The organism is Anabaena sp. CCY 0017, assembly GCF_963920885.1.
In the GTDB taxonomy this organism is placed as follows: Bacteria; Cyanobacteriota; Cyanobacteriia; order Cyanobacteriales; family Nostocaceae; genus Nodularia.
Genome location: NZ_CAWUDG010000001.1, coordinates 225848 through 243205 on the forward strand (window position 1 = coordinate 225848; position 17358 = coordinate 243205).

Below are 17358 nucleotides of genomic sequence, written 5' to 3' on the forward strand. Positions count from 1 at the left end.
CTCTCGTAAATCTGGCGATGGGGAATTTGGCAATTTACGGAAGCTAAAGTTAAAACTCCGTCTTCATTGTCAGATTCTCTTAACAGCCAGTTAGCTTCTGGATTTCTTGGTAAGGTTTGAGCCAGATTACTTTAGCCTAACATTCATAAATAGCGTGATAAAACTTCGGCGGTAGCCAGTCCGGTTTTTTCCCAACTGAATTGATTGGCTCTTTTTATACCTTGGGTGGACAGATGCGATCGCACTTCCATATCCTCAGCTATAATCCGCATGGACTCGGTAATTTCTGCTGTGTTGTAAGGATTAATTAAAATCGCTGCTTCCCCTGCTACTTCTGGAAGTGAAGAAAGGTTAGAGGTAATGACTGGAGTTCCACAAGCCATTGCTTCGAGAACCGGGAAACCAAAGCCTTCCCACAGACTCGGAAAAACTAGAGCGATCGCACCATTAATAATTTTTGGTAATTCGTTATAAGATACATAGTTGAGGAACTTTACTTGCTCAGTGATTCCTAGTTCTGTAACCTGTGTTTGTAAAACAGGAGTGTAACGAGAATCGACGGGGCCTGCTAACCATATTTCATATTCGCCCCTACTTGGTAGGGCTGCAAAAGCCGCTATCAGGCGATGTAAATTCTTATAAGGATCATGTCGTCCCAGGTAGAGAAAATAACGCCGATGTTCTGGACATTTTTCTTGAATTTGCCGAAAATGTTGGCGATTATAAGCTAGAGGAATTGGTGTAATTTTGCTAGCGGGAATTTGGTAAAAATCGATGATATCCTGCGCTGTAGCTTGAGAATTGCAGATTATGTGTTGTGCTTGTTTGAGAACTTGGGGAATGTAGTAACGATGGTAAGGCGTTAGCGGCGAGAAGCGTTTGGGAAAGCGCAACGGTATTAAGTCATGAGACATGACGACAAAACGACCGTTACTATAAAGAGGTGCTTCTGGTAAGGGGGAAAATAACAGCCGGGATTTGAGGTTTTTATAGATTTGCGGTAGTTGAAATTGTGTCCACAATAAGCGGCGCAAATGCCCTTTTGTACCTTGAGCCGGAGTTAGAGTGTTTGGGACTTGATAGCATTTAAATTCAGAGTAATTTTGTGCTGTTAATAAAATGGGTTCAAGAGATTTTAAATAAGGAAATATATTTTGAGCGTAGTTACTAATACCTGTTGGTTGAGGTAAAAGAATGGATAAATTTATAATTAATTGATTAGAGATATAATTATCGGATATTCTCATTAACTAATAGTTCTATAAGCCTTTAATGTTTCTTTCGCCGTTCTTTCCCAAGAAAATAATTTTGCTCTTTCTCTCCCTTTATTAATTAATTCTTGACGTAACTGAGAATTACTAATGACTTGCAGAATAGCTTCAGCTAATTGCATCGGATCATTGGGGTCAATTAATATAGCCGCATCTCCTGTAACTTCTGGAATTGATGAAGTATTAGCTGTAACAACTGGTGCGCCTAAAGTCATTGCTTCCAGTACAGGTAAACCAAATCCTTCATAGTGAGATGGATAAACAAAAACATCAGCTTTTGAGTAAAATAATGCTACTAATTCATTAGACAAGTAGTCTAAATGATAAATTTCCTTTCTCCAAGGTGAATTATCAATAATTGCGAATATTGGCTCGTAGTTCCAGCCTTTTCTCCCTAACAAAACTAATTGATGTTCAATTTTATATTTTTCTTTTAAGAAATTAAATGCTGCAATTATAGTATAAATATTTTTTCTTGGTTCTATCGTACTTACAAAGAGTAAATACGGTTTAGAAAAATCATATTTAACTTGATTTACCAAATTCTGAATATTTTGGTTAGCTAGGTATTCCGAATAATAGCGACTAGCTAAAGGAGTCACATGAATTTTTTCTGGTGCTACTGCTAAATACTCAATAATGTCCTTTTTAGAGCTTTCAGAAATTGTTAAAACTAAATCTGTCCACTGTAGACAGCGCTTGACTTTTTCCGTATATGTTTTAACAACTGAGTCTGTATAATTAGGGAATTTGATAAAAGTTAGATCATATATGTTCATCACCTTCAAGCTATTTTTACAGGGATAAACTGAATAATTAGTGCCGTGTAATATATCTGGGAAATCAAAATATTTCTCGAAATAGTTCTGAAATGAATATAGCAATAAGTTAGGAAATTGCGTTGACGAAAATAGTAGATTTGAAATTCTGACAGGTATTGGCAGAATATGAATATTTTCATATCCATTTAAATAATTAGGTAAATCTTTTTTGCCTAAAAGCCAATTTTTAAATCCTGGTTGATAGGCGATCTCTAGTTGAAAATTTTCAACTGTTTGTAGTCCATTGAGCGCATATATTAAATTAGCCACGTAAAAACCAACCCCACTTGGTTTTGCATCTATAGGGGTGGCATCAACTACAATTTTTAGCATGAGAAATTCTAAGTTTCGCGGTTACTCAATTTTTTCAAGTCATAATCAACCATTAACTCGACCATTTGCTCAAAAGTATGTTGAGGTTGCCAACCTAATTGAGTTTTAATTTTATCAACAGAACCGACTAACTGCACTGGTTCATCAGGACGGTAAAATGCGGGGTCAACTGAGACATAATCTTGCCACTTGAGACCAACACAATTGAAAGCACACTCAACGAGTTCTTTAACAGAGTGAGTTTCACCACTGGCGATGATGTAGTCATCGGGCTGTTCTTGCTGCAACATTAGCCACATAGCATGAACAGCATCTTTGGCATAACACCAATCTCGACGAGCATCTAAGTTACCTAATTTTAGTTCATTTGCCAAACCGAGTTTAATTTGGGCTGCTGCATGGGTAATCTTACGAAATACAAATTCTGTCCCGCGTCGCGGGGATTCGTGAGTGTAAGTAATACCACAGCAGCCGTAGAGGTTATATTTTTGCCGATAGTTAACAGTCATCCAGTGGGCGTAAGCTTTAGCAACACCATAGGGGTTACGGGGGCGAAAAGCTGTGCGTTCGGTTTGAGGTGATTCGTCAGGTTGACCAAAAACCTCACTACTAGAAGCTTGATAAAATCTTGCATCTGGTTTGCAGCGACGGATTGATTCTAAAAGGCGGGAAACACCAAGGGCGGTGTATTCGGCGGTGAGGGCTGGTTGTGTCCAAGATAAAGGAACGTAGCTTTGAGAGGCGAGGTTATAAATTTCATCCGGTTGTGAGTCTGCAATGACATCCATCAAGGAACATTGATCTAGCAGATCGCCAGGTACAATTCTAATGTCGCCGGAAAGATGGCTAATCCGTTCGAGGTTACTGGTACTGGAACGACGAACTAAGCCAAATACTTGATAACCTTTGCTTAACAGAAGTTCAGCCAGATAAGAACCGTCTTGTCCGGTGAGTCCGGTGATTAATGCTTTTTTTTGTGTCATCAGCTATTCCATATTTCTTTCATTAATCTTGTCTAGTTAATGCCATAATTTCATCAGTAGTCATTTTTACCGTAGCTTTACCCCGCATCTTTATATACTAGATTTTGAGCAGAAGTAAAGTAACCTTTAGTTTTTTTCAAGTAAACAGCGTCTCCAATAACTTCAAATTCTACTTCTGTATTAGGTAAAAGTCCTAATTTTTCCCGTATTTTTACTGGTATAGCTACTTTTCCTTTAGATGTAATTTTCATAATTTAGTTGCAAGTAAGAATTTTCTTGCTTTGAGTATTACATTTTAAGCATTAGAGGACAAAGTAGATTATAGTATGTGCGATCGCAGTCTCAATACCAAGAAAAAATTTTATATTATGTTCAATATGCCTAATTTCTCACATTTGATAAATTTATTTTTGCCAGACTACTAATATTACCCCAGCCATAATAAAACTTAAACCTATTAAACGAGCCAAGGGAATAGTTTCTTTAAAGATAAAATAACCAAGTAACACTGAAAAAACATAAACCAGTGATACCGCCGGGCCTGCAATACTCAAGTTAACTCTAGTTAATAAAAGTATATAAGCCACAGCGCCTAGAGCATAGCAGGTCAATCCTAATAAAAGTTCCGGGATTGTAATAATGCTAAGGATATGGCTAATAGTATTATCTATATTTACTTTGCCTAATTTAAGTGCGCCTGCTTTTAAGAAAAATTGTCCTGCTACACTAGCAATGACTGACATTAACAGTAAAGTAAATTCTTGTAGTGTCAAAGAAAACTCCTTTTTAAGTTTGGTTTACAACATTGACATTTAGCACATAAGGCAACATATTGTTAGTCACGGGAAATTCACCCATACCTTCAGCTATTAAATCAAAATTAAGTTGGTATTTTCCTGTTTCTTGAGGAAAGTGAATAGCGCCAATCGCATTAGCTAACTCATTTTTTTGAGGATTTCCAGCTATATAAAGTCTCACTTCACTTATTAAATTATTTTCTTCATCAAAAAAACGTCCTCTTACCCTAGTTTCTCCTCTACGTATGGCTGAATTATAACCGAACCATTTTGATAAACCTGTATTTTCAATATTAGCTTTAAAAATTTTTATAGAACCAGGTAGGACTGAAATTATTGAATTAATCTGCTGATCATTTTTATCTGTAATTTCTTTAATTATTCCATCTAAGTTTTTAATATACTCTTGATTATCAATAGGTAGTTTAATCATTGTATTCAATACGGCTTTATAATTCCTCTCTATTTGGTTATCTTCGATTGTCCAAAGTCTGTAATGATATCTATCAATATCTAATGGGATAGCGTTCCATAACTTACCAGCATTAGAACCAAAAGCTCCCACAAATTGAACTAATATGGAAAATACAAGAAAAGTTACAAAAATTAATAATCTAAGACTAATGAGTTTTTTTATTTTCCATTGATTACTCAAGATGTTAGCTAGAAAATAACTAATTAAATAGCAAAAAATGGGCATGATGTCAGTCATAAACCTTGGACCATAACTATGACCAGCCCACCATACTCTATAGAAACAATAACTTAAAAGTAAAATAATGCCAGCAATGGTCATACATCCTATTAGCTGTTCATCTTTATGAAATCTGAGTTTAAAAACTTTATAGGCTCCAAATATTGAAAATAAAACTACAGGGGAAAATATGACAATTCCTCGGCTAGGACTAATTAGTGTACCTAAAGATGCCTCTATGAAATTGTTCAACGTAAAAATATAAGGTGATGCTGAAAATAGATTTGAATAACCACCCGTTAAATTACCAAAGTAGTATAAATTCCATACAAAACTGGGTATAGCTGTAATTAAGCCACATAACAAAAAAATAGCTTTAAATCTATAGATAAAAACTGAATAAAAAATAGTCGCTATAGCATATATAGCACTTGTTGGACGAATACCAGGAAGAAGCCCACAAAACAATCCTGCTAATAACAACCATTTTTGTTGATATTGATCCGTGGCTCGATTGGCTTTGAGTAAACAAAATATAATGATTATAAGAGCTAAATTAGATATTCCGTGCTGCCATAGTCCTTGAGAACTTGTCATCCAAGTATTAGTAGCAAAAGCAAATATAAAGGTAGAAAGTAAAGATAATCCTTGATTAAATTTTAATCTAAGAGATAAATAGAAGATAGTAACTGTTATCGCTGTAGTTATTGATGCAGCCAATTTTTCAAAAAACAATCTATGTACTTCAAAATTTACAGATGTTAAATCTACTGAAATAGATATATAATGTGTGAATTTTAAATATATATAAAACAATAAATATAGAGGAAAAGTAACTATGGCAGGAACTATAGGATATGAAGAACTTAGATGACCATTATTAGCTTCTGAAAAAAAGTAACAATTTGCATAATCTCGGCAAAGATAGCTTGTCCTGAAAGCATCAAAGTGCAAAGTATGATTTTCAATAAGGTTAAAAGCTAACAAAGTATTAGGAATAGTGTCACCAGCACTTATTGTTACTCCATTTGCAAGATATACTACAACAGAGAAAAATAATATTAAAATGCTAGTTAATAATAAATTTGAATTATATATTTCTTTCATTCTCAAAATTAAAATATATTATATTTAAATATACAATAAATAGCTCTAAAACCATCTTTCCAACCAATCTTTTTCCCCTCTTTATATGTACGTCCATAATAAGAAATACCTACTTCGTAAATGCGACATTCCATTTTTGCCACCTTCGCTGTAATTTCAGGTTCAAAGCCAAATCTATTCTCTCTAATTCTGATAGATTGAATAATTTCCCGGCGAAAGGCTTTATAACATGTTTCCATATCTGTAAGGTTGATATTAGTAAACATATTAGACAACATGGTCAAGAATCCATTACCTACTCTGTGCCAGTAGTAAACAACCCTGTGAGGTCTACCACCTTGAAAACGAGAACCAAAGACCACATCAGCTCTATGGGACAAAATAGGTTCAATTACTAAAGGGTATTCTTGGGGGTCATATTCTAAATCAGCATCTTGGACAATTACAATATCTCCTGTCGCTGCGGCAAACCCTGTCCGTAAAGCTGCACCTTTACCCTGATTTTTTTTGTGATAAATAACTTGGTCTACCTCTAGTTCTAATTTAGACTGTAGTAATTCTCTAGTTCCATCTGTAGAACAATCATCAACAATAATTATTTCTAAGTTTTTAATAGGAGAAGCTTTAACCGATCGTATTACTTGGTCGATTGTTCCTAGTTCGTTATAGCAGGGAATAACAACAGATAATTTCATGTCATCAAATCAACTACGCTTAACAACAGTACAAAAATTATTCATTCCTAACTGAAAGTAGTGATGCTGAAAATCTTGAAACTGAGTAATATCAATTAAAACTTTTTTAAGCTTTTTGCGATTATAGTATCTTTTATGGTCTCGGATTTCAGCTTCACTAACAATTTTTAACTTATATGCTAAAAACTCCAGAACAGGCTGAGACCAAACTGATGGAACTGTTAATACTAATTTTCCACCTGGAATCAGGACTCGGTGAATTTCTTGTAATATTTCCTTTTCATTATCGATGTGTTCCAGCACTGCAAGCATAGTTACTACTTGGAAGCTTTCATCTGCAAAGGGTAGATTATTTTCTAGCCTTAGTTGTTTAGTTTGTATATTCCCACTCTGAAACTCTTTGACTTTAAAATCAACACCAAAACCCTGTTTAATATGAGGTGACATGGTTTTCAGAAAACTGGCTTTAGTACCACAACCTATATCTAATATCACAGAGCCTTTAGGAATATGTTTTTTAACTCTATGCAGTCTTAGTTGCCTTAATATTGGTTCTAAAAATGGCTCACTCATACTCTGTTGTAATTTATATACGTTTATGTTCTTTATTTGAGTCTGAATCATTTGATTAAAATCTTTAATTTATAAGATGATTGGCTAATACACAATTTATAATCATCTACATTAATCTAATTAATCTAATGAATTTTTACTAACTATTTCATTTACACAATCTATTTTTTATTCCTCTAAATCTATCAAAAAACATTTATTTTTCAAAGTAATTTTTAGCATTGCAACCCAAAGCAGCTAAAACAGACTTTTCACGCATGAGATAATTTAGACAACCTTCTGCTTCCATCTCATTTGCATAGAATAGACCAGATTGACTACCACGACAAAGGTTTACAAGTTGATGATTCGTCTCAGGAACTAATAAAGGTCGCCCTTTTTTCAGGGCATTAACTATATCTTGCTGATTGCCTTGCTCATCGACTATCCATAGTAGATCAACTAAATCCCAGTCTTCAGGACTAATCCAGTCACTCATAATAAACTTGCAGTAATTACTATGGTTACTTTGATTGAATAAAGTTATGGCACGGAAACAATCTGGAGAAACTTGTTTACCACTACACAGAATAACCCGATTTAAGTCATGATTTAATGTATTATCATTTTTTTCTAGATAAACTTGGGAAATTCGCTGTACATAATTTTCTAAAGTATCTTTAGCTATTTGCTGATAAGCATTGTGTCCCATTAATCTAACGCGATCATGGTCAAGAGCCATTCCCAGCATCTTTTCTGCTAGCATCTGAGCATTACCTGACTCGAATAAGCAACCATTTACGCCATCAACTACAAGATTGAGATTACCTCCGAGTGCAGACGCAAGTACAGGTATCCCAGTAGCCATTGCTTCCATGATTGTGACTGGTTCGTTTTCAGGCCATATTGATGGATTAATTAATACGTCAGTGGATTGATAAACAGTTTCAATTTCCGAATGCTTAACTTTTCCCCATAGTTTGACAACAGAATTTAATTGATTTTCGGTAACAAATTTTTCTAAATCTTCTAACATGCCACCTGTACCAACAATATTGATTGTGCAAAGATTACCAAGATGACCTCCTTTAAATAAAAGCTTGATAGCTGCCATTAAAACGTGAACGCCTTTATGAACACCTAGATAGCCAATAAACGTAAATCGCATGACAGCTTCAGGCAATTTCTTGGTAATCTGAGAAAAGCGTGGAACATTTACACCATAAGATATGACAGTCAGCTTATCTGACGAAAAACCAGCTTTAATATAAGCTGAAGCTAAATATGAACTTGGTGATATTAATTGCTCTACCTTGCTGAGTTGTAATGCAATGTAATCGTTACGCATCCGGATATGAAGCCGTCGCTGTTGTTTATCTATTAACTCTGGCAAACAATCTTCACACTGAGAAAAATCTTGGCAAACGAAATCATATCCCTTCAATAACGTATTTTTAAAACAAAAGCCCCAATGATCATGTAGGGTGAGTACAGTTTTAATTTTATGTCTATATGCTATTTCGACAATTCCCATTGATAAGCCAATAATATTATGCAAATGAATAACATCTGGCTGAAATTGCTCAATTACAGTGTTAAATAGTTGATTGATTTCTGGTTTATAAAAATTATGATCAACTTGATAGTCTTGTGCGTGTTGGATAACTCGAAAAACTTGTAGACCATCAAAAGTTTCCCGTTTCATAGAATAGCGGCGATCGCTATCATTATGTTTGGCACAGAATACAGCTACCTCGTAACCAGCATTTCTCAATTGACATGCTTGTTCATGGGCAATAATTTCAGCACCACCGACAAAAAAAGGTGGATAGAAATTACTACAAATCAATATTTTATTAACCATAATTACTGCATATATAACAATATTAACGGCGTGACTTGAGAGCTAATTCATAAAAACTATTTGCTGATGCAGAAATAGTCAGATTACCATGTCTTGGCTTGGGAGATAAAAGTGCTAGTGCTAGTCCACCCCACATTTCACCTTGGAAAGCATTGTCATATTCAATAATTCGTCCCGGTACAAAATCTACATCAATCCAGGCTACATAAGGTGAAATTTGCCAGTTGGCAGTCATGATTCCGCGCCGACACTCTGGGTTAAAAGAATCATGCATCATCACAAACATTGGTTTTTTGGGTACATAAGTCAACACAGTTTCAATGTCCCTACGAACTCCATCAGCCGTGTGATCACCGTCGATGAGCAAGAAATCAATTGGTATATTTGCTTCATCAAGTGCTTGAAAAAGCATTGGTAATACAATTTTGGATGGGGCAATTAAATAACTGACATTATCTCTAGGTGGTAACCGTGAAGGTACTTCAGGATCAATGTCAATAGAAAATACCATCTGTGAGTACTGCGAAATTAGAGACAAACTACCGCCATAATAAGTACCAATTTCGACACTACATCTAGGCTGATGCCTTGCGAGTAAACCAGTCAAAGCCATGCGCTCTGAATCTGTCATTTGCCAGCGTTGAATCAGGCAATTGGGATATAGTAGTTCTTCGTAATTAATTACATTCAAATTGATGTCACCCTTATTTAAGTCTGCAGTTTTTATTGTTTTCAAACCCAAAATATTTAAAACTTCTACAGCATAATCATCCCAAGTTTTTAATTGGCGATCGCCGGCCGCTTGAGATAGCTTAGTCAGCAAATCTTGATCAGACGACAAGGTATAAATAGCTTGGGCAATTGCTGAGGCATCTGTCATATCTACTACTAAGCAACCTCCCTCGGTTGCTAGTTCCGCCATGACTCCTTGGGAATGACACAGACAGGCTCTACCATACCAAATACTTTCTAATATGGGCATCCCAAAGCCTTCAACTAGTGAACTGTAAATTGTAAATGTTGCTTCCTCATACAAACGATGTAAGGTAGCATCATCTACTATCCCTAGCCAACGAATCCGAGAGTCTTTAGCTGATGCCTTTTCTACAGATTTGTATACCTCTGGCGCACCTTCATAGCGATTTCCTACCAGTGTTAATTGCCAATCTATTTCCGGATGTTCCTTTGCCAGAATTTCACAGGCTTTTAAGAGTATTAAATGATTTTTACGTGGCTCTAATGTAGAAACGCATAATATTTTTACAGTAATTGACTGTAAGTTAGGCATATTAACATGACGAGAATGCTGTCCAAATTGCCCTGGTAATAATGCTGTACTAACTTGTCCATGAGAGCTTTGATTTTGTTGCCAATAATCCAAAACGCATTGGGCAGAAAATTCAGAAATAGGAATAATAAAATCGACTTGAGATAACATCTCCAAATAAGGAGGAAACAGGGAACTCACAGTATGACTACAAAACTGTGGGTACATCACTGGTATTAAGTCATATAAAATAGCTGCTGTTTTCCACTCTTTTTGTTTTGCATAGGCAACAGCTTGAACACCGCGAGTATCTAATATTGTTTCTGCCAAGAAAAGTATTGCGGATCTTCCTTGTATACTAGGTTCAACTGCAAGGAATTCATCTAATGAAATTGTTCCACGACTGTTGAGTATATCTTTTCCTATACTGGGAATCTCTGGTCCGTTAAACTGTGCTAACTGAGCATAACCACTGGGGGAAGGCAATGTATAAATTTGTGTTGCGAAATCCCAAACTACAAATACCAAATCATAATATTTTTGTAGAGTCCGGCACAGTTGGCGTGTTACCCTAATGACACCAGAGTTAGCAGGATCTCTAGAGCTATTAGTAACATCAATAATTAGCAGTGGGTGATGGGATATATTTTGATTTGAACTGACAATATTCTCGAAATAGTCACAATAGTTTTTAACTACATTTTTCCAGCGAAATTTGCTCTGGAACTGTTCATAATTGATTATATTGATAGCTGCATCAGGAATTTTATCGGATAAAATACAATCCGCTTTTTCTACCATTTCACCGATGTCAGTACAGAGAAACCAAGGATGAACAACAACTTCAGCATGAGCAGCAAGATTAAATGCTAACGTAGGGCGTTTTAACCACTGCATTTCTGCTAACGGTAAATTGAAACCTTCCCACAATGAAACAGATAGTCCCAAAGTGGTAAATTGCATAATTTTTTGCAATTCTCTATCATCTGGAAATCCTATTGGCTGGATATGTTCTTTAATATCTGCGGGAATATTAATATTATTGGCATCTGTTAATACTATTAATACAACTGCTGGATGTCGCTGTATTAACTGGCGTATAATATCGAAACAATCTTCAGAGTTTTTATAACAATTTGGTTCCCAGCGCCCAAGGTTAAAAATAATAGTTTTTCCTCGTTTTTGCAGCTTCTCAACCAATGATAAACTAGTGACATGACGCTTTTCTTGACCAACCATCTGTGCTTGCCAAATGGATAGTTCCATGTGGTCTGCACCTAATAGTATTGTTTGGATACCTTGATTAAACCCCCGGTCAGGTAAACTTTGGGATTTAGCAATAAATTCACTAATAGGTAGAATACCTGTTGTTTGGCTCAAATACTCTTGGCGGAATTTTCTCAGTTTCTGTTGAATAAACAACCCATGACCACTAAAACCATCAAGTGGTACTGCTCCAGGGTCAATGAAAACAACATTTGGGCAAACCTGAGAGAAGAAATTAATTGCCTGAAAAAACGGCCAGCCACCAATTACTATGACATCTGGTCTTTCCGTATTACTAAATAATTTAGACCAGTTAGTTTCTAACCATTGAGCCGTGAACTCATTAGAATTAGCATAATCATCTGGTGCTGATGGCAGGAAAATGAATTTTTTAGCAAACTGATTTATTATATTTTCATCACAACGAGATCCCATCATATAAACATGATGTCCTCGTTCTGCCATACCCTTACCAATAATAATCAGGACACGGTCAAGACCAAACCTAAATAGAAATCGCTCGTTACAAATTAATATGTTCATAAATATACCCGATTCACGCTTTCCACCCAATTACTGCATAATCTTGACAACCCAGGAGTAGACTATTCAAAAACGCATTATCTAGATGATGATTTTCATTCATCGGATGGATACGGCGAATTTCAACTGGAGTAAATCCCCGATTTTCTAAGATAAATTGTGCGGTTGGTGGGGGAATTGGGTTGCGGTGAGTTGGATCTAGATAAAAATTACAAGCTCCTACTATTAAATTTTCAGGGTTGGGTGTTTCTAAAATGATAGTGCCGCCAGGACGTAAAACACGCAATACTTCATCCAATAAAGCCATAAATTGTTGCATTTGTAAATGCTCAATCACGTGAAATGAAGATACAACAGCCAAAGAATTATTTGGTAATGAGCGCAAAAATTGTAGCCCATCCCCTAAAACAGCATTAAGACCAAGACTTTGGCATTGATGTACCATCGCATTATTAATATCAATGCCAGATGTTTGAAAGCCTTGCTCAGAAAGCATCTCTATCCATTCACCACGCCCACATCCTATGTCCAGAGTAGGAGAATTATCTGTGGCTGATACGGCTTTTTCTACTACGGAGATATAAGATAACAATCGGTTTTTGATTTCCTCTCGACTACCGCGAAATTGATCTTCAAAAGCTACGTAAAAAGCATCTAGTGAATGTTGATTCTCGTCAACAAAACTTTGTAGTTGCTCTTGATTGAATGGTTCTGGTAGTCTTCGCTGCGCTTCTTCCAAAAATAAAGATATCAAACGTTTTTGCTGTATTAAATCATTTTTCAGGTAACTATCATTTTTGTGGTAACGTTCATCTATCCTTTGAATACTGCTATCAACACCACCTAAACGTTTTTCCATCCCTTGAAAACGACTATCTATATGATCTAGACGTTCATTGTGTCTTTGAATGTTGTTATCTACAACACTCAGCCGTTCATGCATCCCTTGGAAACGAGTATCCAAAGAACTCAGCCGTTCATGCATCTCCAAAAAGTGCATATCAACAATACTTAAGCGCTCATTTATTCCTTGAACGTTGTTATCTAAATTACCTAAAAATTCATTTATTTCCTGGCAACTATTATCGGGAGCAGCATTAGGTATTTCATTTATCTCTTGCAGACTATTTTTTACCTCAGTAAATTGCTCAGATGTCTGAGTTGTTAAAGTTTGAATCTGTTCTATTAATTGGCGATTTAGCTTTACAGATTCTTTTACAGCTAGCAGTAAATTAAAGTTAACTTCTCGTTGGTCTTTGAATACAAAATTTATAGCTTTTAAAATATTTTTTTGGAGCTTTGAGCTTATATTAAAAGGAAACCGATTTAGTTTATCAGGCCATTTACTGCGGGCATAAGATCTAGATTCTGCATTAATCAGCAAAGATTCGATATAGCTAATATTTGACTTTAAGATTGATATGTCTATATTGTTATTTTTGGTTTCCGTTCGCTGAGAATTTACTTGACGTTTAGCTACTTCTTGGCGAATTTTTTGCATTAACTCATCTACATTAATTTCTGGATTATTAGAATCAATCATGATTTAATTATTGTTACAGTAATTCTTTCAGTTTTAAATTAAAATCAATATTTTTCTAAGCTGGGCGCTATCGCATATTTTTCTGGATAATTAAATGTAATTGTAGATTGTAAATCTATTAAGCCGTCGCAGTAAATACTGTTATTTACTTCAAAGACTACTAATTCATCTACCCAATCATAACTTAAACCTTCTTCAGAATGTACGCCTACGCTAACTGTGTAAACCCCCTTATTGAGATAGCAAGGGACTTGAAACAAGACTTTTAGCCCTTGATTTTCCTGGAGTCCTGGCAAGTTAATTTTTTGTAGATGCGTGTTAGTTCCATAAATTACCAACCCCATTAAATTTCTAATAGAAATACCAACAATTAAATCTGAAATTTCTGCCTTTGCTTCGACTAATATACTAATTTGAAAATATTCCCCAGTTTCTATTTTTTTTATTTCTTTACCTTTTTCATCAAGAATTTTCACATTTTTTACAATAGCTAGTTTATTCCCATGCCTGTGCAAAGTTTGATCTTGATTTTCTTTAATAAAATCATTATCTTCTTCAATTAATGTTACTTCATCAGATTTTATCTTTTCAATTACAACTTCATTATTATCTGAGCTTAATAAAGCAATATAGTGGTTTACTACATCCTTCGGGTCACCAACCTCTAGCATTCTGCCATTATTCATTAATACAGCACTATTGCACAACATTTTTACACTGCCAGAATCATGGGAAACAAATAATATAGTGACACCCTGTTCTTTAAGATGACGAATCCTTTTCATACAGCGAGCTTGAAACTTTGCATCTCCGACAGCCAAGGCTTCATCTACTATTAAAATACTTGGTTTAGTATTAGCAACTACGGCAAAAGCTAGTCTAACTACCATCCCACTAGAATAGGTTTTAACCGGATGCTCAATAAAATCACCAATTTCAGCGAAAGCAGTAATTTCATCAAACTTAGCTTCTATTTCTTCTCGACTTAAACCTAAAATTTGACCATTAAAAAATACGTTTTGCCTTCCAGTAAACTCAGGGTTAAATCCACTACCTAGTTCGAGTAGAGCTGAAACTCGCCCATTTACAAACACTTCACCTGTCGTTGGTGTCAATGTGCCAGCAATAATTTGTAGTAATGTACTTTTACCAGAACCGTTTTGACCAATGATTCCTAAAGTCTCTCCTTGATAAACTTTCAAACTAATATCCCTTAATGCCCAAAACTCTTGCGCGTGGCTGTTACCGGGGAGCAAAATTTCCTTGAGCCGATCTACCGGGCGAGCATAACGCTTGTAGCATTTCGAGATATTCGTCAGCGAAATTGCAATTTCCTCACTCATACCACCACACACTCAACATCATCTAAGCAGCGCATATTTCATAACTGTTCATTTATGAAACTTGTTACAAAACATCCGCAAAAGCCGGGCGCAAACGTTTATAAACTAAGAAACCACAACAAAACATAGTCACTGCGATCGCACTCGCAACTCCCCATTCTCCCCAATGCTTTACCTCCCCCACTAAAATTAAATCACGATAAACCTCAGCGATCGCAGTCAACGGATTTAACCAAAATACCCAATTTCGCCACCCTTCGGGAATTGCTGAGGCAGGATAAATAATTGGTGTTAAATACATCCAAATATTTAAAGCTACTCCCAGTGTCTGCGGAACATCACGTAAAAAAACCGTTAATCCCGCAGCTAAATAACCCAAACCTGCCGTTAACAACAATTGAGTTAGCCAGACTAAGGGTAGCAGTGCCAAGGTATTATGTAAAGTATGAGTGTGTACAGCCACAAAAAAAATCAAGGCCATTAAGCCAAAAGAACTTTCAATGAAGGTTGATAAAATTGGCACTAAGGGTAACAAAGCTAACGGAAATACTACCTTCTTGATCAAATTTGGCTGCCCTACCACTGAACCAGCCGACTGCATGAGTCCACCTGAAAAAGCAATCCACGGAAGCAAACCCGCAAATAACCACAAACCAAAAGTAAAGTTATTTTCTGGCAAACTACTAATGGTAAGCTTGACTCTCAGGACAATAGAAAACACATAAGTATAAATCAGTAATTGTGAAAGCTGATTTACCAAAGGCCAAAAATTGCCCAGAATAGAACCTTTGTACCGCGCCTCTAAATCTCGCCTTACTAGAGTTCGCAGTAAATCGAACTTTGCCCACAATTGCTCATCTATTGGCAGTATAAGCCTCAGTTTACCTGCTTTACTGACAGCACGTCGCATGATTCGCACCAATTCCCGTTTCCTCGCTCACTACACTCACACACCTAATCAATAATCCCACTATTCTAAGTAAATTGCCTCTAATGGCTATTAGTATAAAGCAGACTAAGAACAGAGGCTCATAGCTGCCATTTATCCGCTTGGTTGCAGAATTAATCAACTATACACAAATATTAGGATTACATCACACTCACTGCCCAGAAGATTATTTTGCCTTTAAATTTCCGGACAGTTTCTGCTTAACTTAAACTCTCAGGGTCAACACCCAAAGCACGCAAACGTTCCGCTAGTCGTTCAGCCCGTTGATGTTCCTGTTCAGCCCGTTGTCGTTCTCGTTCAGCCAATTCTGCCAGTTCTGTGGGAATCAGTAATTTAGCCCCCGTATCTAAGCGATAAAACCTTAACAGTTCCCCTTCTACTTCGAGGCGCAATCCCAAAGGCTGAGATAAAGTGTCAGTAATTGGGTGATAAATTTCATTCTGTAAACGATACCCCTGCAATTTTTCGTTAATCCATTCGCCTTTCGGGTCGAATAACCAGTATTCTAAAATACCTAATTGTTCATATAGTAATTTTTTTTGCTCTTGATCCTGCTTTTGAGTACCTGTACTGGTCATCTCAAATACAACTTGCGGCACTTGACCTTCTTCCCAAACTTTATAGTTATCTCTCCCCCCAGGTTGCACATCAAAAATTACCATCACATCTGGTGCAACTCTTAATCTGGGAAAACCCTGAGCATAATAGAGAAATTGATTTGCCAGTACTGTCGCCTGTCTACCTGTGAAATACTGTTTTAGCACTTCCAATGTAGTCAGAATTGCATAGAGGTGTAAATATGTTTCTGCCACAGGCTCTCCATCAGTACTAGGATATTCAATATTTGGATCTGCTAAATTGATTGTGGTAGTCATAGTTGTTACCTAATCAAGGAAACTATCTTGGTTAACTCCTAGAGTCAAACAATTTTAGATTTTGAATTTTGGATTTGGGTTCGATTCACAGATAAATCAGAGGCTTGTACCATCAAGGAACTATGGTTTAGCCTATGTTGCGCTCATTGTTGCCCTTGTCGTCCATTATCGCGGAAATCTATTACCGAAGGGACACCGATTCGGCTAAACTGAGACTTGGTTTATTGCATTGTGACTAGGCATGGAAATCGGACAAAAGGTTAAAGTTTTTCGTCTGCGCGATCGCGTATCTGCTTCTATTGCGAAAAAACTCGGACAAATAGGCATTATTCAAGGCTACAAAGTTACGGATGGTGCTGGAATTGGTGTAGTGGTGCTGTTTGACGATAATTCTTCCACTTGGTTTTTTGAAGATGAAATCAAACTTGTGTAATAGATAGAACTCAACGCGGAAG

The 17358-nt window shown here is 36.2% G+C and carries 15 protein-coding genes; 1 reads left to right on the forward strand and 14 read right to left on the reverse strand.

Annotated features, from left to right (window positions below; translation table 11 throughout):
• Positions 1 to 143: 143 nt before the first annotated feature.
• The 14 genes from ACM0OW_RS01025 to ACM0OW_RS01090 form a co-directional block, all read right to left on the reverse strand.
• Positions 144 to 1247 carry a glycosyltransferase family 4 protein gene (locus ACM0OW_RS01025; RefSeq protein WP_414548179.1) on the reverse strand — a complete coding sequence of 368 codons (1104 nt, stop codon included), beginning with the start codon at positions 1245 to 1247 and terminating at the stop codon, positions 144 to 146.
• A complete protein-coding gene (locus ACM0OW_RS01030; RefSeq protein ID WP_414548180.1) occupies positions 1247 to 2425 on the reverse strand; it encodes a glycosyltransferase family 4 protein in 1179 nt (392 codons plus the stop codon). The genes ACM0OW_RS01025 and ACM0OW_RS01030 overlap by 1 nt, the downstream gene beginning before the upstream one ends.
• Before the next feature lie 8 nt (positions 2426 to 2433).
• The gene (locus ACM0OW_RS01035; protein WP_414548181.1) at positions 2434 to 3408 is read right to left on the reverse strand and encodes a GDP-mannose 4,6-dehydratase; all 975 of its coding nucleotides are present in this window, start codon (positions 3406 to 3408) and stop codon (positions 2434 to 2436) included.
• A 77-nt stretch (positions 3409 to 3485) separates the two neighbouring features.
• A complete protein-coding gene (locus ACM0OW_RS01040; protein WP_414548182.1) occupies positions 3486 to 3659 on the reverse strand; it encodes an AbrB/MazE/SpoVT family DNA-binding domain-containing protein in 174 nt (57 codons plus the stop codon).
• A 153-nt stretch (positions 3660 to 3812) separates the two neighbouring features.
• The gene (locus ACM0OW_RS01045) at positions 3813 to 4181 is read right to left on the reverse strand and encodes an EamA family transporter (RefSeq protein WP_414548183.1); all 369 of its coding nucleotides are present in this window, start codon (positions 4179 to 4181) and stop codon (positions 3813 to 3815) included.
• 13 nt (positions 4182 to 4194) lie between these two features.
• Positions 4195 to 6006: a protein O-mannosyl-transferase family gene (locus tag ACM0OW_RS01050; RefSeq protein WP_414548184.1), complete on the reverse strand. Its 1812-nt coding sequence runs from the start codon at positions 6004 to 6006 to the stop codon at positions 4195 to 4197.
• Between the two features lie 8 nt (positions 6007 to 6014).
• On the reverse strand, positions 6015 to 6701 hold the full coding sequence (locus tag ACM0OW_RS01055) for a glycosyltransferase family 2 protein (RefSeq protein ID WP_414548185.1): 687 nt from the start codon (positions 6699 to 6701) through the stop codon (positions 6015 to 6017).
• A 9-nt stretch (positions 6702 to 6710) separates the two neighbouring features.
• Positions 6711 to 7274: a class I SAM-dependent methyltransferase gene (locus ACM0OW_RS01060; RefSeq protein ID WP_414548186.1), complete on the reverse strand. Its 564-nt coding sequence runs from the start codon at positions 7272 to 7274 to the stop codon at positions 6711 to 6713.
• Positions 7275 to 7470: 196 nt separating this feature from the next.
• Complete coding sequence (locus ACM0OW_RS01065; RefSeq protein WP_414548187.1) at positions 7471 to 9117, reverse strand: glycosyltransferase family 4 protein; 1647 nt, start codon at positions 9115 to 9117, stop codon at positions 7471 to 7473.
• Positions 9118 to 9139: 22 nt separating this feature from the next.
• Positions 9140 to 12193, reverse strand: a complete 3054-nt coding sequence (locus tag ACM0OW_RS01070; protein ID WP_414548188.1) for a glycosyltransferase — start codon at positions 12191 to 12193, stop codon at positions 9140 to 9142.
• Positions 12194 to 12206: 13 nt separating this feature from the next.
• Positions 12207 to 13736 carry a class I SAM-dependent methyltransferase gene (locus ACM0OW_RS01075; protein ID WP_414548189.1) on the reverse strand — a complete coding sequence of 510 codons (1530 nt, stop codon included), beginning with the start codon at positions 13734 to 13736 and terminating at the stop codon, positions 12207 to 12209.
• A 44-nt stretch (positions 13737 to 13780) separates the two neighbouring features.
• The gene (locus ACM0OW_RS01080) at positions 13781 to 15079 is read right to left on the reverse strand and encodes an ABC transporter ATP-binding protein (protein WP_414548190.1); all 1299 of its coding nucleotides are present in this window, start codon (positions 15077 to 15079) and stop codon (positions 13781 to 13783) included.
• Between the two features lie 64 nt (positions 15080 to 15143).
• A complete protein-coding gene (locus tag ACM0OW_RS01085) occupies positions 15144 to 15989 on the reverse strand; it encodes an ABC transporter permease (RefSeq protein WP_414548191.1) in 846 nt (281 codons plus the stop codon).
• Positions 15990 to 16228: 239 nt separating this feature from the next.
• Complete coding sequence (locus tag ACM0OW_RS01090) at positions 16229 to 16903, reverse strand: Uma2 family endonuclease (protein WP_414548192.1); 675 nt, start codon at positions 16901 to 16903, stop codon at positions 16229 to 16231.
• A gap of 241 nt (positions 16904 to 17144) precedes the next feature.
• Here ACM0OW_RS01090 and ACM0OW_RS01095 point away from each other — a divergent pair, with 241 nt between their 5' ends.
• Positions 17145 to 17336: a DUF2862 domain-containing protein gene (locus tag ACM0OW_RS01095; RefSeq protein ID WP_414548193.1), complete on the forward strand. Its 192-nt coding sequence runs from the start codon at positions 17145 to 17147 to the stop codon at positions 17334 to 17336.
• Positions 17337 to 17358 lie beyond the last annotated feature (22 nt).